Annotated in this window: 17 protein-coding genes and 1 pseudogene; 6 read left to right on the top strand and 12 right to left on the bottom strand. The window is 58.2% G+C overall.

Annotated features, from left to right (window positions below; genetic code table 11):
* Position 1: 1 nt before the first annotated feature.
* From C8N45_RS21545 to C8N45_RS21520, 6 genes are all read right to left on the bottom strand, one after another.
* Positions 2-1,138: an ABC transporter ATP-binding protein gene (locus tag C8N45_RS21545; protein ID WP_108388893.1), complete on the bottom strand. Its 1,137-nt coding sequence runs from the start codon at positions 1,136-1,138 to the stop codon at positions 2-4.
* Entirely contained in the window at positions 1,131-1,862 is a 732-nt protein-coding gene (locus tag C8N45_RS21540; protein ID WP_108388891.1) for an ABC transporter ATP-binding protein, read from the bottom strand. The genes C8N45_RS21545 and C8N45_RS21540 overlap by 8 nt, the downstream gene beginning before the upstream one ends.
* 2 nt (positions 1,863-1,864) lie before the next feature.
* Positions 1,865-2,800 (bottom strand): branched-chain amino acid ABC transporter permease, encoded by a 936-nt coding sequence (locus C8N45_RS21535; RefSeq protein WP_108388889.1) that lies wholly within the window; start codon positions 2,798-2,800, stop codon positions 1,865-1,867.
* Complete coding sequence (locus tag C8N45_RS21530) at positions 2,797-3,663, bottom strand: branched-chain amino acid ABC transporter permease (protein WP_108388887.1); 867 nt, start codon at positions 3,661-3,663, stop codon at positions 2,797-2,799. The genes C8N45_RS21535 and C8N45_RS21530 overlap by 4 nt, the downstream gene beginning before the upstream one ends.
* A 63-nt stretch (positions 3,664-3,726) precedes the next feature.
* A complete protein-coding gene (locus C8N45_RS21525) occupies positions 3,727-4,926 on the bottom strand; it encodes an amino acid ABC transporter substrate-binding protein (RefSeq protein ID WP_108388883.1) in 1,200 nt (399 codons plus the stop codon).
* Between the two features lie 51 nt (positions 4,927-4,977).
* Entirely contained in the window at positions 4,978-6,369 is a 1,392-nt protein-coding gene (locus C8N45_RS21520) for an aldehyde dehydrogenase family protein (RefSeq protein WP_245882796.1), read from the bottom strand.
* Positions 6,370-6,506: 137 nt separating this feature from the next.
* Between C8N45_RS21520 and C8N45_RS21515 the strand changes: the two genes are divergently transcribed.
* Together C8N45_RS21515 and C8N45_RS21510 are read left to right on the top strand one after the other, a co-directional pair.
* Entirely contained in the window at positions 6,507-7,427 is a 921-nt protein-coding gene (locus C8N45_RS21515) for a helix-turn-helix domain-containing protein (protein WP_108388881.1), read from the top strand.
* A gap of 117 nt (positions 7,428-7,544) precedes the next feature.
* The gene (locus tag C8N45_RS21510) at positions 7,545-8,306 is read left to right on the top strand and encodes an SDR family NAD(P)-dependent oxidoreductase (protein WP_108388879.1); all 762 of its coding nucleotides are present in this window, start codon (positions 7,545-7,547) and stop codon (positions 8,304-8,306) included.
* A gap of 10 nt (positions 8,307-8,316) precedes the next feature.
* Here the strand turns inward: C8N45_RS21510 and uraH are convergent, their stop codons facing one another.
* Positions 8,317-8,670, bottom strand: coding sequence for a hydroxyisourate hydrolase (gene uraH / locus C8N45_RS21505; protein WP_108388921.1), 354 nt, complete (start codon positions 8,668-8,670; stop codon positions 8,317-8,319).
* Between the two features lie 154 nt (positions 8,671-8,824).
* On the opposite strand from uraH, the gene puuE reads away from it, so the two are divergent.
* Genes puuE through C8N45_RS21490 form a run of 3 tightly spaced genes read left to right on the top strand, consistent with a single transcriptional unit; the run spans position 8,825 to position 12,204 of the window.
* Positions 8,825-10,237 (top strand): allantoinase PuuE, encoded by a 1,413-nt coding sequence (gene puuE, locus C8N45_RS21500; RefSeq protein ID WP_108388877.1) that lies wholly within the window; start codon positions 8,825-8,827, stop codon positions 10,235-10,237.
* Complete coding sequence (locus C8N45_RS21495; protein WP_108388875.1) at positions 10,234-10,725, top strand: ureidoglycolate lyase; 492 nt, start codon at positions 10,234-10,236, stop codon at positions 10,723-10,725. Before puuE ends, C8N45_RS21495 begins: the two co-directional genes overlap by 4 nt.
* A 48-nt stretch (positions 10,726-10,773) precedes the next feature.
* Positions 10,774-12,204, top strand: a complete 1,431-nt coding sequence (locus C8N45_RS21490; protein WP_108388873.1) for a nucleobase:cation symporter-2 family protein — start codon at positions 10,774-10,776, stop codon at positions 12,202-12,204.
* Between the two features lie 70 nt (positions 12,205-12,274).
* Here the strand turns inward: C8N45_RS21490 and C8N45_RS21485 are convergent, their stop codons facing one another.
* The 4 genes from C8N45_RS21485 to C8N45_RS21470 all read right to left on the bottom strand — a co-directional run bounded on the left by C8N45_RS21485 (position 12,275) and on the right by C8N45_RS21470 (position 16,242).
* Positions 12,275-13,303, bottom strand: coding sequence for a phosphotransferase family protein (locus C8N45_RS21485; RefSeq protein WP_108388871.1), 1,029 nt, complete (start codon positions 13,301-13,303; stop codon positions 12,275-12,277).
* A gap of 91 nt (positions 13,304-13,394) precedes the next feature.
* The gene (locus tag C8N45_RS21480) at positions 13,395-14,639 is read right to left on the bottom strand and encodes an APC family permease (protein WP_108388869.1); all 1,245 of its coding nucleotides are present in this window, start codon (positions 14,637-14,639) and stop codon (positions 13,395-13,397) included.
* 302 nt (positions 14,640-14,941) lie between these two features.
* Positions 14,942-15,412: a serine hydrolase domain-containing protein gene (locus C8N45_RS21475; RefSeq protein WP_108388867.1), complete on the bottom strand. Its 471-nt coding sequence runs from the start codon at positions 15,410-15,412 to the stop codon at positions 14,942-14,944.
* Complete coding sequence (locus C8N45_RS21470) at positions 15,409-16,242, bottom strand: CPBP family intramembrane glutamic endopeptidase (protein WP_108388865.1); 834 nt, start codon at positions 16,240-16,242, stop codon at positions 15,409-15,411. The genes C8N45_RS21475 and C8N45_RS21470 overlap by 4 nt, the downstream gene beginning before the upstream one ends.
* A gap of 131 nt (positions 16,243-16,373) precedes the next feature.
* Here C8N45_RS21470 and C8N45_RS21465 point away from each other — a divergent pair.
* Positions 16,374-16,592: pseudogene (locus C8N45_RS21465) on the top strand (IS5/IS1182 family transposase); the annotation flags it as partial.
* A 224-nt stretch (positions 16,593-16,816) separates the two neighbouring features.
* Here the strand turns inward: C8N45_RS21465 and C8N45_RS21460 are convergent.
* Positions 16,817-17,707 (bottom strand): sterol desaturase family protein, encoded by an 891-nt coding sequence (locus C8N45_RS21460; RefSeq protein ID WP_108388863.1) that lies wholly within the window; start codon positions 17,705-17,707, stop codon positions 16,817-16,819.
* Positions 17,708-17,978 lie beyond the last annotated feature (271 nt).

Below are 17,978 nucleotides of genomic sequence, written 5' to 3'. Positions count from 1 at the left end.
CCTATTTCCTCTCAAATCCGGTGCCGTCCGGTTGGCGGCGGTAAACTTCGACCCGTGGCGCGCGATAGACCTCGATGACAGGAGGTGCCTTGTCGGCCTGCGCCGGTTCTTGACGCAAAGGTTGCGGCGGGGCGGCTGTGCGCCTGGTTGGTGCGGCTTTTGGGCGATTGCGGGCGGCTGTGGCGGCGCGCTCGATCTCGGCCATCGCGGCAGCCAGACGATCAACGGGCACTTGCGCTGGCTTTGTCACGGCAGCCGCGGGTCTGGCCGCACTTTGATCGCTCGCCCGCGCGACAAGATCGGCAATTGAGCTGCCCAGAAGCGCATCAGCAGAGAGCGTCTGCTGACTACGCGGTTTGATCGCAAAACTTTCAATGACAGGCTCGGGCTCTTGCTCGGTTGGTCTATGCGTGGCTGGTGCCTCACTCGCCCCTGCCCCCAGATAAGCCGCCTGCACCGCAGGATCGCGCATCAGATTTTCGGCACTATCCTCATGCACTACATGTGCGTTTTCAATCAGATAGCCACGATCAGCGATGGCCAGCGACTGCTTTGCGTTTTGTTCCACCATCAGTACGCCAATCCCCAGATCGCGGACCTTTGACAGGTTCTGGAACAGTTCCTTGGACAGCAGCGGCGACAGACCAAGCGACGGTTCATCCAGCGTCAGGATCGTCGGGTTCGACATCATCGCGCGCCCGATGGCCACCATCTGCTGTTCGCCACCAGACATAGTGCGCACGATCTGCTTGCCGCGCTCGCGCAGTTTCGGAAACAGGCTATAGACCCGGTCCAGCGTCACGTTTTCTTCGTCCCGCGCACGATCCGCATAAGCCCCCAGCGTCAGGTTTTCACGCACCGACAGATCGGGGAATACACCGCGCCCCTCGGGCACCAGGGCAAGGCCCGCATCTACAATCTTGTTCGCGGCCAGCCCGGTCAGTTCGGTGCCGTCGATCCGCACACTGCCCTGCACCGCGCCTTCGCAGATGCCACTCGCCGCCTTGAGAAGCGTTGATTTCCCCGCGCCATTGGCCCCAAGGATCACCACGATTTCGCCTTTGGCCACCTTGACCGACGCGCCCTCCAATGCGCGGTGTTGGCCATAACGGACTGTGACGTCGGTCAATTCAAGCATCGTCGTCTCCCAGATAGGCGCGGATCACTTCCTTGTCCGACAGCACATCTGTCGGCGTGCCTTCGGCAATCTTGGTCCCTGCGGCCATCACCACGCAACGGTCACACAAAGACCGGATTGCATCCATCACATGTTCCACAAGAATGATCGTGCGGCCCTCGTCGCGCAGGGATTTGATAAGGGTAATCCCGATCTGCAATTCGGTCGGGTTCAGCCCTGCCAGCCATTCATCGAGCAACAGTACTTTGGGGTCACTGGCCAGAGTCCGGGCGAGTTCCACCCGTTTCGTATCGATATAGGTCAACTGCCCAACAGACAGATCACCCTTGCCGCCAAGGCCCACTCGCTCGAGCAGTTGTTCGGCGTGATCATGCGCCTCCCGGCCCCAACGCCGCCGGTGGCCGAAAACTGCGCCTGCGACCACATTTTCGCGCACATTCATCGACGGCAACAGGCGCACCAATTGAAAGGTGCGGCTCACCCCTTTGCGGGTGATGGTCTGCGCCGGAAGACCAGAAATCTGGCTGCCCCACAGGGTCACGTTTCCCGCCGTCAGCGGCAAGGCGCCTGACACAAGGTTTAAAGTTGTCGATTTGCCGGACCCGTTGGGGCCAAGCAGCCCGACGACTTCGCGTTCGGCCACATCGAAATCCATCGCATTGACAGCAACCAGTCCGCCAAAGCGCTTGGTCACACCGCGCAGGGAAAGAATTGGATTGGCCATGATTACGCCCCCTCCCGTCCGTTAAAGCGGATCATCGCCTTGTCCAGCAGGCCCACAAAGCCTTTGGGCAAAAGGTAGACGATCACCAGAAAGGCGATGCCAATGACCAAAGTGGTTTGGTTGGGAAAGTTGGAAGAGATCACTTCCAGCAGAATTGTAAAGGGGATCACCCCGACCAGCGGCCCCCACAGCCGCGACGCGCCGCCCAGCAAGGCCATGATGACCACCTGAAACGACAGGATCGGCGCAAAGGCCAACGACGGCTCAATGTAAACGTAACGTGGCGCAAGGATCGCGCCCGTCATGGCGGCAACGGCACCGGGCACCATGAAAAGCATGACTTTCGCCAGCGCCGTGTTGATCCCCGAATGGGCCGCGACCGTTTCATCATCACCAATGATGCGCAGCGCAAAGCCAAGCCGCGAACGCCCGATCAGCCAGCCCGCCAGAAACACCGCCGTTGCAAGGCCGAGCAGCCACCAATAGATGCCCGCCTCGTCCAGATCGGTCAGGACGTACAGACCCTTTTGCCCCGAATTATTCTGCACCCATGTGATCACCTGTCGGACAAGTTCCGCCAGTCCCAGCGTAAAGATCACAAAGTAGACGCCAGACAGGCGCAGCGTGGCGAGCCCGACAAGTGCCGCAAGCACTGCACCTATGATGCCGGCCAGCCCCACCAGCACCCAGAACGGCAAGCTGTCGATGCCCAGCCCGGTCACATATGTCCCGACCCCGAAAAAGGCGGCAGTCGCCAGACTGATATAATGGGTCGGTCCCGAAAACAGCGCCCAGGAGGTTGCCAGCACGGTGAACATCGCCACCGTCACCCCAAGCCCCAGCCAATAGCCATTGTCGCCAAGCGGCAGCAGCGCACAGACCCCAAGCGCTCCCGCGGCAAGGATCAGATTGCGAATATCCGTTGCAGTCAGGTTCACGTCGTCTTCTTTCCGAACAGGCCCTGCGGGCGAAACAAAAGGATGCCAAGGAACATGACATAGGCCGCAGCAAGGGTCAGACCGGGGTCAAGCAGGCTTGCGACAACGGTCTCGAGAATGCCCAGCAACAAGGCGGCCACGATCGTTCCGCGCACATCACCAACGCCCCCCATGATCACGATGATCAGCGCTTTGAGCGTAAAGACCACCCCGGTCGAGGCATCCAGCGTCAGATAGGTCGAGATCAGCGCGCCACCGACGGCCGTTACGGCACCGCCAAGTGCAAATGCCAGTGCTGATAGATGCTTGACGTCAATGCCCACCAGTCGCGCGGATGACGGCGCCGTCGCAATCGCACGGATCGACAGGCCAGCACGCGACCGGTTCAGCCAGATATACAGCGCGCCGCAGATCAGCACGGCCATCACGAACGACACAACCCTGTTGGCACCATAGGTATTGCCAAGAAGTTCGACCGGCACCGCCATGAAACTATAGGAAAAATAATCACCGCCGAAGAAGCTCAGCATCAGGCCCACGCCAATGAACGACAGGCCAAACGTGGCAAGGATACTGTCCGTCTCAAGCTGTCCGCGGGATTTGGCACGGTTCACCAGCGGTTGCAGCATAATGCGGTAAATCAGCCAGTTCAGCGCAAAGGCCAGCGGGGCGACGAGGAAAATGGTCAGCAAAGGGCTCAATTGTGCGGCAGAGTAGGCGATGAACGCAAAATAGCCGCCCGCGACCAATATTTCGCCATTGGCGAGGTTCATGATGCGCGCGACACCATATTGCAGGTTCAGCCCCATCGCGATCAGCGCATAGGTCCCCCCCAGCAACAGCCCAGTGATCAGAATATCCACGTTTTCTCTTCCTTGGTGGTCGCAGTTTCGGGGCGGCAAGACCGCCGCCCCGTGACTGGGAATTTATTCCCAGCCCTCTTTGATGATGACGGGCACAGTCCCGTCGCGGCCACGCGATGCGACACCTTTGAACACGCCACCCTGCCACTGGCCGACGGTCCAGAAGTCAGGGTTTGAGTTATTTTCGTCAAAGCTGATTGGCCCGAGGATTGTCTCGTAAGTGCTCTCCTTGAGGTGCGCCGACACGGCCTCCCGGTCCAGACCCACGGCTTCAATCGCCTGGCCCAGGATTTCCAGCGATGCGTATGTCGTGGCCGAGGCCCAATAATCGGGCTTGTTTCCGGTGACCGCCTCGTGGGCCGCTGCATACTCCTGAAACGCCGGGCTGTCGGGATTCACACCACCCGCACCCAGAACGCCTTCAGCCGCTGCACCAAACCGTCCGCCGTAGCCTGGAAACGGTGTAGCGACAGCCGTGTAAAACGCCTTGACGTCCAGATCCTCAATCATCGCCTGTTCGGTCAGGCCGAAGGTATCGGGCGGATAGGACCATGCCACAAAGGCATCAGGTTCTGCCGCTGCGGCCCCCTTGATGACAGGTGACAGATCCTGTGTGCCCAGCGGATAGGACGTTTCATAGACGATTTCGAAACCGGCTTCTTCGAACAGGGGCTTGGCAGCCGTCGCCAGTTCAATCCCGAACGCATCGGCCACATTGACCATCGCGACCTTATCGCCCATCTGGCCCGCGTCCCGCATGTCCGACAGGACCTTGACCACGTCAGCGGCCAGAGCAGTTGTGGTGCCCAGTGTAAAGAACATGTTGGGGAACTTCGCGGCCAGATCGGCCTGCTGGTCGGTGATCGCGGACACGGCAATTTGCGGATAGCCATAACGGTCGAACAGCGGCGCGGCGGCAAGGTTCAGCCCGGTGCCGTAAGGGGCGATAATGAAATGCGCATCGTCCTGCGTAGCAAGGCGCTGGACCGCCTTGATGGTTTCGCCCGGATTTGTCTGATCATCATATTCGATCAGCTCGATCATCATCTTTTCGCCGTCAACAGTCAGCCCGCCCGCTTCGTTGACTTGATTGACCCAAAGCTGGATCGAGGGCCACTGCGTGACGGTGGCACCACCGGCCAGCGGACCGGTCTTGGGTGCGACAGCCCCAATGCGGATGTTTTCGGCGCTGGCCGCTGACGCCGCCAAAGCGCTCGCGATCGTCAGCGCACTTGCCAGTTTCAGGAATGGTCTTAGTTGCATTGCGTATCCTCCATTTGCAATTTTTCGTTATGGGCTTCTGCCCTTGAGAGTTCAGAAATCCGGATGGTCAGGGTCTTCGTGGATCGCGATCCAGCGCAGTTCAGTGAATTCGTGAATCGTGCTTTCGCCGCCGAAACGGCCGTAGCCGCTGAGCTTCATGCCCCCGAACGGCATCGCAGGGTCATCGTGCACGGTCGGGCCGTTGATTTGGACAACACCAAATTCCAACCGGTCCGCAAGTGATTGCGCCAGCGCGGTATCTTGGGTGAAAATCGCAGCGCTCAGGCCAAAGTCGCAGTCATTCGCGATCGAGATCGCCTCTTCGGCGTCATGCACCCGCATGATCCCTGCCACCGGCCCGAACGCCTCTTCGTGGTAGAGGCGCATGTTGGACGCAAGGCCATCCAGCAACGCAGGCTGCATTACATCGGCATCAACGTCCCCGCCTGCCAGCAAATGTGCGCCCTTGGATTGCGCATCCTCAATCAGTGATTTGACACGCTGTGCCGCATCGGGCGAAATCATCCGCCCCAGATCAACAGGCTTTGCGTCCGCGCTTGGTGTACTGAGCGCGCGGGTGCAGGCCGCAAGCTTGGCGACAAAGGCGTCGGCCACAGAACGCACCACGATGACCCGTTCTGTCGACATACAAATCTGGCCCTGATTGAAGTAGGCGCCGAAACAGGCAGCTTGTGCAGCAGCATCAAGGTCCGCATCTTCCAACACGATCAAAGGGGCCTTGCCTGACAATTCCAGCAGCACAGGCTTGAGATGGCGTGCCGCCTCGATCGCCACTTCGCGCCCGACACGGGTTGAGCCGGTAAAGTTGATGCGCCGCACACAAGGGTGCCCGATCAGTTGCACCATCGTATCGTGCGCCTCGTCCGAATTGCTGACAACGCAGTTCAGAACACCGGGCGGAATGCCGGAACTGTTCAGGATATCGACAAGGTGTTGATGTGTCCTAGGGCAAAAATCAGAGCCCTTCATAACAACTGAATTGCCGCAGATCAGAGGGCTGGCCACAGCGCGCACGCCCAGCGTAATCGGCGCGTTCCATGATACCATGCCCAGCACAACGCCTGCGGCCTGACGGCGGATGAGTGATCTTTTGCCAGTCTTCTCGTCGTTGATTTCCTTGTCGGCAAGAGCTCCGGCAAGGCTCGCGCTTTGGAATAGAATATCGCGCCCCAGATCTACGTTAAAATCAACCCATGATCGCGACGCGCCGACCTCCTGTGCTGCCAGATCATAGAGTTCGCCGCGCCGCTGGTCGAGCAATGCTGCCATTTCGCGCAACACCCCTGCGCGCTCTTGCACTGGCCATGCCGACCATGATGCGAACGCAGACGCCGCACGATCAACAGCAGCTTCCGCCATCCGCGCAGACGACTGTGCATCCCCTTGGGGCAAACCGCCAGAATCGACTTTCAGAAGCTGCAAAATCTCTCCTCCCCCTGACGTCGGTGCAAAATCCTGTTGCTTCGCAGCAGACCCGAACCGACGCGCTCGGATTAACCTATGGGAAACCTCCGCTCAGAAAATATTGATATTTGGGAATTTCATGTCAGTATCCGGGAATGATTCAGGAACAAACCAGAGTTTCCGGGCCCGCGCCCTATCAAACGACTGTCCACGCAGAAGCCTTTCGGAGTGGGCTTTATGACCGTTTTCTGGGTGGGCTGGTGGATTTTTCGGGGCGCACATGGCAATGTATCATGGTCAGTTCCGGCAGCATCACGCGGCTCAAATCAGATAGCGAAGAACATATCGCCGCCCCTGCAATTGTCTGGACACCCAAAGACGTGGAAGTCCGCAATCGCGCCAAAGCAGGCAGCCACGGCATCGTCCTGACCATTGGTGAATCCACCTTGACCAACGCGATCGGCCACAAGCCCGAAGCTGCCACCTTGCGCCTTATGTCGGAACGAGAATTCAACCTCACACTCGACGCCAAGAGCGATATCACACAGACCTTGTCATCATGTCTTGCCGCCATTTTCAGAGAACTCGAGGGCGAGCAGACAGGCATGGACACGGTAATCGAGGCGCAGATCAGGATCATGCTGGTGGCCCTTTGGCGCGCAGGCGTCAATGAAATGATCAACGCCGCAAGCTACAAGGGATCCAATCTGACATTGGAACGTTTCCGCCACCTGCTTGAGGCACACCTGCGCGAGCGTTGGACCGTCCAGCGTTTTGCGTCCGAACTGCATATTTCACCCGACCGCCTGCATGACATTTGTTCACGCACCCTTGGCAGACCGCCCCAACGGCTGATCCAGGATCGTTTGGTCGTCGAGGCCCAAACGCTGCTACAGCGCTCGCATCAGACGCTTGACCAGATTGCGGATTATCTGGGCTTTCGCAGCACGCCGCAATTCAGCGCTTTTTTCAAAGCACAGACAGGTATTCCACCCGGCGCCTTTCGCAAAGCCATCCGGCAAAAGGACAGATCAGAAGAGCTTGCACAGACAAAAACCTATGCCGACTGGCCATAATAAGGAAAACAGGTGATTATCGCCGGAACCTCGGGCATCAAGAGAGAAAGCCAAAAAGAGGACCGCAGTGATGGCGCATGAATTGTCAGATTTCAAAAATACGCCGGTGGTAGTCTGATGGAGATTTTGGGCAAGATTTGCGTTGTCACAGGTGCTGCAAGCGGCATCGGGCGCGCGATCTGCGTCGATTTCGCAGCCAGAGGCGCGCAGATAATCTGCGTGGATATTGATGGCGCGGGTGCCACGCGCACCGCGACCGATGTGGGCGGGCACGCCTTTGCGGTTGATGTGGCCGACGAAGAGCAGATCAAACAGATGATCGAAACGGTCGAACAGGATATTGGTCCAATTGACCTGTTTTGCGCGAATGCGGGCATATTCATGGAGGGCGGATTAGAGCGGCCTAACGCAGATTGGCAACGGATTTGGGACATCAACGTGATGAGCCATGTCTACGCTGCCCGCCATGTCCTGCCGCGCATGATGGCGCGTGGCGGCGGTTATCTTTTGATCACAGCCTCGGCAGCGGGTCTGTTGAACCAGATTGGCGCGGCCCCTTATGCTGTCAGCAAACATGCCGCCGTCGGATTGGCAGAATGGCTGGCCTTCACCCACGCCGACGATGGCATCAAGGTTTCCGTGCTGTGCCCGCAAGCCGTTGAAACCGCCATGACCGCAAATGGAGCAGGTACAGCAGGCGTAGATGGCATCATTTCAGCCAAAACCGTGGCGGAAGCCTGCGCCACCGCCATCCGGGACGAAACGTTCCTTATCCTGCCGCACCCGACCGTTCTGGGCTATATGCGGAATAAAACCGCCAACTACGACCGCTGGATCGGGGGTATGCGCAAGCTAAAACGGTTGATCGCGGGTAAGTAGCCCTGCGCCGTTAGCTGCCGCGGTATGTTGCGTAGCCAAACGGGGACAACAACAAAGGCACATGATAGTGCGACGCGTTTGACATGCCGAAACGGATCGGGATTTGCGACAGGAAACGCGGCTCTTCCGGCGGTGTGCCAGTTGCATCAAGATAGGCACCGGTGTCGAAGACCAGTTCATAAGTACCTGTTTCAAAAGCATCACTTGGCAAAATGGGCGCATCCGTGCGCCCGTCACTGTTTGTCACTGCCGTCGCAATTTTCTCGTGATGATCGCCATTTATGCGAAACAGGGTGATTGCAATGCCCTGTGCCGGGCAGCCGCGTGCCGTGTCCAACACATGGGTTGTTAGATATCCCGCCAAATGTGCATCTCCTTTTGAACTGCTGGTTTTATAGGCCGCATTGCCACCTCTCGGCAAAGCAAAGCTAACAAGAGGCTCTTTCGCATATTTTTTGAAAACGAAACTGATTAATTCGGAATATAGAGGTCAATAATAACTGAAGAAAGGCCCAGATGTGACCCGTTATCCCCGTGACATGACCGGATATGGTGCAACGCCCCCAGCGGCGCAATGGCCCAACGGCGCCAAGATCGCTGTCCAGATCGTACTGAATTACGAAGAAGGCGGCGAGAATAACATTCTGCACGGCGATCCTGCGTCAGAAGCGTTTTTGTCCGAGATCACCGGTGCCTCTGCATGGCCCGGCCAGCGCCATTGGAACATGGAATCGATCTATGAATACGGCGCGCGTGCGGGGTTCTGGCGGGTCCACCGGATGCTGAAAGACCTGCCTATCACGGTCTACGGGGTTGCCACCGCCCTTGCCCGCGCCCCCGAACAGGTCGCCGCCATGAAGGCCGCGGACTGGGAGATTGCCAGCCATGGTCTGAAATGGATCGAACACAAAGACATGCCCGAAGATCAGGAGCGCGCGCAAATCGCTGAAGCGATCCGCCTGCATACCGAAGTCACCGGCAGCGCGCCGCGCGGCTGGTACACGGGCCGCTGTTCGAACGACACCGTGCGCTTGGCCGCCGAGACAGGTCAATTTGCCTATGTGGCCGACAGCTATGCCGATGATCTGCCCTATTGGATGCAGTTTGGTCAGCGCGACCAGTTGATCGTGCCCTACACGATGGATTGCAACGACATGCGCTTTGCAATTCAGGCGGGGTTCACCAATGGCGACCAGTTTGAAAGCTACCTAAAGGACAGTTTTGATTACCTTTATGAAGAAGGCGAAGCTGGCCAGCCCAAGATCCTTTCCATCGGTCTGCATTGTCGCCTGATAGGTCGTCCGGGCCGCGCCGCAGCCCTGCGCCGGGCGATTGCGCATTTCCAGTCCCGCGATGATGTCTGGTTTGCCACCCGGCTGCAAATTGCAGAGCATTGGGCAAAGACCCATCCGCCTGTCTCAAAGCCCCGTCCGTCACAGATGGATCGGGCAACATTCGTGCAGGAATTCGGTGGTATTTTTGAACATAGCCCCTGGATCGCCGAAGCTGCACATGCGCTGGAACTTGGCCCGGCCCACGACACGGCCATCGGGATTCATCAGGCGCTCGCGCGGGTGTTCCGGTCGGCCACCGACGTACAGCGTCTGGGCGTGCTGACCGCGCACCCTGATCTGGCGGGCAAACTGGCCGCCGCCAAAAGGCTGACAGCCGAATCCACAGCTGAACAAGCATCGGTCGGGCTGGACGCGTTGACAGATGCAGAACGGGACCAGTTCGTTGAACTGAACGCGACCTACACCGAAAAATTCGGATTCCCCTTCATCATTGCGGTGCGCGACAACACAAAGGCCAGCATTATAGCCGCGTTCAAGCGCCGTATCGACAATGACCGCGCCGCTGAATTCGCCGAAGCCTGCAAACAGGTCGAACGGATCGCAGAACTGCGCCTGATTGAAAAGCTGGGCGCATGAGCCGCGTTGTCGAAATCAGGCCGCTGACAGCTCAAGCCTTTGCCCCTTTCGGTGACGTGCTTGATGTGTCCGGCCCGCCTGACAAGATCATCAATCAGGGGCTTTGCGGGCGTTATCATGATCGCGCCAAAATCGACGTGACGGATGGCAAAGCCGGGATCAGCCTGTTCAAGGCCGAGCCGCGCAACCTGCCGCTCCAACTGGACATGATGGAGCGGCACCCCCAAGGCAGTCAGGCATTCCTGCCGATGAGCATGGATGCGTTTCTTGTTGTCGTGGCCCCCGATGCAGATGGCGCACCGGGACAGCCGCACGCATTTCTGACCACGCCAGGCCAAGGGGTGAACTACCATCGCGGCACATGGCATGGGGTGCTGACACCGCTGCATGCACCGGGACTTTTTGCGGTCGTTGACCGGATCGGCGTGGGTGCCAACCTGCAGGAACACTGGTTCGAAACCGCTTACACAATCACCAATCATCAGTAGCAAACCAGCGCAAAGACTGGTTCATTCGTCTACCGGAAGGGAAAAAATATGGCTGACACTTCACTTGGGACCGCAGATCAGCTGCGCGATCCGAACTATACACCGGCGCTGCACCGCGCTGTTCCATTGGGTATCCAGCATGTGCTGGCAATGTTTGTATCCAACGTCACACCAGCGATTATTATCGCAGGGGCTGCGGGCTTTGGTTTCGGGTCGGATGCGGGCGCGCAGGGCTTCCCTGACATGACCTATCTGATCCAGATGGCCATGTTGTTCGCCGGGATCGCAACGCTGTTCCAGACCATTGGTATGGGGCCGGTTGGCGCGCGTTTGCCAATTGTGCAAGGCACGTCCTTCGCCTTTATTCCGATCATGATCCCGCTTGTTGCAGGCAAAGGGGTCGACGCCCTGCCCGCCCTGTTCGGCGGCGTCCTGATTGGTGGTCTGTTTCACATGCTCATCGGGACATTTATCGGCAAGATCCGCTTTGCTCTGCCCCCGTTGGTCACGGGCCTTGTCGTCACGATGATCGGTCTCGCGCTGGTGAAGGTCGGCATTCAATATGCCGCTGGCGGTGTTCCTGCCATCAATTCCCCGGAATATGGGTCGCTGCTGAACTGGTCTGCGGCACTTGTGGTGATCTTTGTGACCCTGGGGCTGAAGTTCTACGCCAAGGGCATGCTGGCCGTATCTGCCGTGGTGATCGGTATTCTTGTGGGCTACCTCTATGCGCTGATGATGGGCATGGTCACGCTTGACGGGATCGCGACAAGCTGGGGCCGCGCTGCGGCGGTCTCCTTCCCTGTTCCGTTCAAATACGGGTTTGAATTCAGCTTTGCCGCGATTATCGGTTTTTGCCTGATGGCCTTTGTGTCGGCGGTTGAAACTGTCGGCGATGTGTCGGGCATCACCAAGGGTGGCGCAGGCCGTGAAGCGACCGAGGCTGAAATCACCGGCGCCACCTATGCCGATGGTGTTGGTACGGCTGTTGCCGGTATTTTTGGCGGCTTTCCCAACACATCCTTCAGCCAGAACGTCGGCCTGATCGCCATGACCGGCGTGATGAGCCGCCATGTCGTCACCATCGGCGCGCTCTTCCTGATTGTCTGCGGGCTGGTCCCGAAAGTGGGCGCTGTGATCCGCACAATCCCGATCGAAGTGCTTGGTGGCGGTGTGATCGTGATGTTCGGGATGGTGGTTGCTGCCGGTATCTCAATGCTGTCGGACGTCAAATGGAACCGCCGGAACATGGTGATTTTTGCCATCGCCCTGTCTGTCGGGCTTGGCCTGCAACTGGACCCCAAGGCGGTGCAATACCTGCCCGATACGCTACGGATCCTGATGACATCGGGCTTGTTGCCAGCCGCTGTGATTGCGATTGTGCTTAACTTGATCCTGCCAGAGGAACTGACTGACGAAGCGACCGAAGAGGTCTCCGGCGGTCTGCAAGGACACGGTGAAGGCTCTTTGAAGGGCTAGCGGCAAAACTCTCGGCTGCCCGGCCCTCTGGTCGGGCAGCCACAGGCCCTATTCACGCCAGCGGGCCACTCTACCGCTCCAGCGATTGCAGGCCCTTTTGCGCAAAGATTGGCACCAGCTCACCGGCCCGCTTTCCCCCTTCAGGGTCAGAGGCATTGCCATCCAGCGCCCGCCGATAGACGCCTTGCAGGATCGCAGTCATGCGGAAAAAGCAAAAAGCCACGTAAAACCCGAGATTGTCGATCTTGTCGATGCCGCGTCTTGCGCAATATCGGGCAACAAACGCATCATCCGAAGGCAGCCCCAAAGCGGACCGATCAACCCCGTCCAGCCCCCGCGACATCGGCCCTGTCGGCATCTGCCATTGCATGATGACCGACGCAAGATCGGCATAGGGATGCCCGATTGTGGACAGTTCCCAATCCAGCACGGCCACGCATTTTGTGCCGTCCTTTTCAAACATCATATTGTCGATGCGAAAGTCGCCATGCACCAGCGTCCGTTGGCCATCATCACCTGGGAAATGGGTCTCCATCGCGGCCATCAGCTTGTCCATCGCCGGCAAGGTTTCAGTTGCTGCTGCCTGATATTGCTTGGTCCAGCGCCCGATCTGGCGGGCAAAATAGTTGCCGGGCGGCCCATAGTCACTAAGACCGACAGCATCGATATCAACATCGTGCAAAGCAGCCAGAACGCGGTTCCAATCGTCCATGACCTGCCCGCGTTCAGCCACCGTCAACGCATCCAGCGTCGGTTCGTTGAAGTTACGACCCGCAACAAAATCCATGATGTAGAAGTCAGAGCCAATGACGTCAGGATCCTGACAGAGCAAATGCATTTTCGCGACCGGCACATCGGTGCCAGCCAGCGCCTTTTGCACGCGAAATTCGCGATCAACAGCATGGGCCGATTTCAACAACACGCCGGGCGGCTTGCGGCGCAGCACATATTTGTGCGTCGGCGTCTCCAGCAGGAAAGTCGGATTGGACTGGCCAACCTGGAACTTGGTCGCCTCAAGCGGTCCTTCAAAATCGGGCAAATGCTTGGCCAAATAGGCAGTGACAGCCTGCAAATCGAGTGTTTGAGTGTCTTGGGTCATGAAAGCCTTGGGCGTGATATTCTGTTCGGCGCGCAGTCAACAATAGCTATCAGCGCGGAAAACACCATGATGATAACGCATGTTGCGCCGCTCAGGTCAGGGGGATGACCAGCAACGCGATGCTGGCCCCGACCCCGCAGATGGGCACAGCCACGGGGACGTGAAAATGATCGCCTGCCCCCGGTGACCTGTGTTTGATTGCAACCAGTGACAGGTTCACGCAGACAAATACGCAAAGGACGATTTGCGATGTCCACGCGGCAAGCTGTTCAATTGGCAGAAATAGGCCAAGGCCCAAGATACTGGCGGTCACAAATGCCGTCGCGACTGATGGTGTGCGTGTTCTGGGTGACAGGCGCGCAAAGATCGCCGGCAAACCGCCCCGATCAGCCATGCCGTACAGGACGCGCGATGCCATTATCATCTGGATCAAAACCCCGTTGATGGTCGCAACGACGGCAATTGCCGCAAAGCCCAGCTTGATCGCCTCCGGCGCATTGGCAAAAACCAGCGTCAGCGGTGCGGCTGACCCGGCAAGCTTTTCCAACGGCACAGCAAGCAGTACAGCGACGCAGGTCGCGATATAGAGCAACGTCGCGACAATCAGCGTATAGACAATTGCCAGCGGGATCGTGCGCCGCGGGTTTTCGACCTCTTCGGCGACATTGACCATGTCCTCGAACCCGATGAAGGCGAAGAAGGCCAGCAGTGATGCGCTGATGATGCCGCCCCAATGGCTGCCTTGCAGAGGTGGCAAAAGCTCTGATGCAGGCGTACCACCCTGCGCTGAAAACCCCACGCCCCACGCAATGACTAAGCACAGGCCAAGAATTTCGATCACGGTCACGACGGCGGCAACCGTAACCGACTGGGTGATCCCCCACCACGCCAGCAGGCCCATCGTCGCAACGATCCCCACAATCAGCGGCGCGGATGGCAATCCGGTCATGTCTCCCAGATAACCCGAGGCCCCGACCGCGACAGCCGACGCCGACACCATTCCAGAAACGACCACCAAAAGCCCCACTACTGTCGCCAGCCAAGGCTGCTTGAACCCCGCCGCGACATAGGCTGCTTCCCCCGCGCTGACCGGAAAGCGTGTGGCCAGTTCCGCATAGGAAAAGGCCGTGAACCCAACCACAAAGGCCGCCAGCAAAAATGCGACCCACGCAAAGGGGCCTGCCTGCGCCACGGTCGTTCCGATCAGCACGTAGATGCCAGCCCCGACCGTGACCCCCAACCCATAGAGGGTCAGCAACGGCAGAGTTAGCGTTCTGCGCAATCCAATTGCTTTGTCCGTGCCCGCGTCTGCCTTGGTGATCTTCGTATTTGTCATGCCCTATCTTTTGAACGGATTATTCCGGATCGTCCATAAGCCGTACCAAGGCAGCAACATGCGCACCAGCAGATCGGTGTCAGGCACACTTTTACATCCAGAGATGTCTCTTACAACTGCAGAAAACAGAACGGTGGCGGAAGGGACGGTACCGGGATCGAACCTTCTCGACCCGATAGGCAACTGATCCAAATTTATTTTCCAGACGCCCCCAAAGCCGCAGCAACTCAACGCAAGCTCAATTTGGCTTGTCCGTGAGCCAACTGAGATCACGACACAGATCATCGCCCACGAACCAGCCGTCACTGAGGTCGATATGCCGAAGGGTGTGCTCTTCGATCATGTCCTCGTATCCTTCGGGTCCCCGCACTGTGCCAGAGGAGATCGCCGACGCTCATCGTTTCATGGTTCGGCACCCGCCCAAACCAATCGTACTTGCCAAAGTATCGCGAGACGGGGTCAGAACGGGACAGAACGCCATCACTTTCTAACGACAGCACTGTCATCGCGACAAAGCTTTTCCCGAAACTTGCCGCCAGCATGCGTGTCCCAAGCGTCATCGGCATGCCCGCACCCCGATCCGCGAGACCGGCTGCAACAATGAAAACGCGCCCGTCCGGCAATGCTACGGCAGCCGTTGCTCCGGGGAAGCCATAGTCCTGTTGGAGCCCATTGAGCAGAGCCTGCATCCTTGGTTGCTCGGTTTCCGATGACGCGGGCTCTGCAATCAGGAAGCACAAGGAAAACAGCACTGCGCAGAGTGCGCGTGTCATGGCCGCGCCTCGTCCGGAATGACTTCCGTGACAGCCCCGTCGCGCGAGAACACCATGTCGCGTTTCCACCAGACAATGATGGCGGCGACCCCGACAAGGAGCCACGTGTCCCACGGCTGCGCATCGGGCCAGAACGGATTGATCAACTGCCAATGGAACAGCATCGGAAGCAGGAGACTACCGCGCGTCGCGTTGAAAATCGGGGTCACGAGAATGGCGAGCGTGATGTTCCCGATAAAGAACGGCAAGAAGCTCCATTCCGCAAAGACAACGCCTGCAAGAAAGAAGGCGGGCAAATGCCAGAGGCCCCAGATCGCACCGATCAGCGCACCGGCCCAAAGCGGTGCCATGTAACGCTGCAAGAGCGGTTGTGCGACGCCGCGCCAGCCAAACTCTTCGATTGGCCCCAAGAGCAGCATCATGAACATAAGCGAGATTATCGCGCCCACGCCTTCCGGCGGAATAGGCGCCAGGAGTGGACCGCCTTTGATAAGCGAGCCCGCCACGAAGACAAGCGGGATAACGATCAGAATGAAGGCCCACCAGGACGCGGGGCAACGCCACAAGAACAATCGAGACAAAAACCCGCGCAGTCCCGACAAGCCGCCATAGAGCAACACAACAGTAAACGCGGCGATGGCCGGTGCCCATGTGGCGAGGAAAAAGAACGGATGCGCGCCACTGATTTCCCCGAACCGCGCCGTCATTTCTTCGGGCCAAAAGATGTAGCTGCCGATCACACCCCACGTGATCAGAAACGTAAGTGCAAGGAAGGCAAGCAAGGCAGGGATAGAAGGTCTTTTCGTGGAGAAATCCGTCGAGACAGTCATGCGAGGCCTCCTGTTGTAAAACGTCTTGCGCACAGACCTATCAGATTCGACGTTCATGCTCGTTGCGGTGGATCAATCGTTTGGCGCGGTTTTGGACCAAAGCACGCCGAAGCCACCCGGCCACATGCCCGCTAAGGGCCTGCAAATATCTTGGGCGAGCCTTGTGGCGGAAGTTGACCGGATACCACCGCCGAAGCCGCGCAGAAACGAAGATGAACTGCGTAAAACTCCCTGGCCAGGGCCTCATGGCCAGAGACTTCGACAGGCAGGTTGCCGAACTCCAAGTCCGGATCGCGGTGCTCAACCGCTACACTGCTCTTGGCATCCCAGTCACAGAGCCTGTAGGATAAGTCCGCCTGCGGAAAGGGGACCTGCGCTCAAACCCCGATCTGTGCAACAAAATCCATCAGTTCATCAAAATCATTCTTCGCCAGTTACTTCTCATATGAGCAGTATAGGCCAAACCGAACCTGCCGTGTAAAGCAGCCGGTACATCCCATTCGTGACCTATGCTGCAGGACGCATGACTGACAAATAAGTGCCGCAAAGGATTATTGGGTCATGGATTTCTGGTCTATTTGTCGGTGCCTGGCTCGGCTTTCTTGGATGAGACGGATGAAGATCGGCTCTGATGGCTCCGCGCGTCGAGCGCACCTCCGCTCGCCGGACCGAGCAGAGGCTGAATCAGCATCCGGTCGAGCCAGAGATCGCGGCGCGTGCGAAACTGCTCGATGCCGATCACCATACCCTTGTGGCCATTCGCAGGCTGCGCGACGTAAGTGCCTAGGAGCCGGTCCCACCACGGAAAATTGAAGCCGAAGTTCGAGTTGGTTTCGCGTGGATCAACGGAATGGTGCACTCGGTGCATGTCCGGGGTGACGATGATCCATCTGAGGATACGATCTACCGGGCGCGGAACGTCAATGTTGCCGTGATTGAAAAGCGCCGTCGCGTTCAAGATTACCTCGAACAAGAGCACGGCGACAGCGGGGGGGCCCAAAGCTGCGACGACCGCCAGCTTGATCCCCATTGAGATGAGGATTTCTATCGGGTGGAAACGCAAACCCGTGGTCACGTCGAAATCAAGATCGGCATGATGCATTCGGTGCAGCCGCCAAAGACCCGGTACCGCGTGGAACATTACGTGCTGAAGGTAGATCGCAAGGTCGAGAAGCAGCATCGAGACCACGATGGCAACCCCAACCGGCACATCTATGTTGTTGAAAAGCCCCCATCCGCGCTCTTCGGCCATGGCCGCGAGACCAACTGCGAGGATCGGGAAGGTGAGCCGCAGGATAGCGGTGTCGAGCAACACCAGCGCAAAGTTATTTGTCCATCGGACAACGCGTGGTATTTCCCGTCTTCGCCGTGGTGCTCCAACTTCCCACAGCGCCATGGCCGCCAGAATGCCCAGAAAGGCAACAAGCCGTATGGTCGGTTCTGCTGCAAGGATTGTTTCGGTCATGGAAAGTATCCTTTTGGATTGTCGGTCGCGATTGAACTGCCATCATTTCTCGGTGACGACTGCTCCATATGTATAGCAGACATTCACGCCAGATCATCTTAGGGCAGCTTTGTCCCGCCCTCTATGTATTCAACCATCGAGGACTTTGCAGTTGCAGCAAATGGATTGTGTGGAAATATATGGACCCCGCCTTATTGCAACAGTCTTGGCAGGCTTGGTTCAGGATCACGATTGCTGACGTATATCCGGCTTCTTTGAGCGGCCCAATACA

This window comes from Yoonia sediminilitoris (genome assembly GCF_003058085.1).
In the GTDB taxonomy this organism is placed as follows: Bacteria; Pseudomonadota; Alphaproteobacteria; order Rhodobacterales; family Rhodobacteraceae; genus Yoonia; species Yoonia sediminilitoris.
This window is presented reverse-complemented; position numbering and strand designations above follow the sequence as displayed.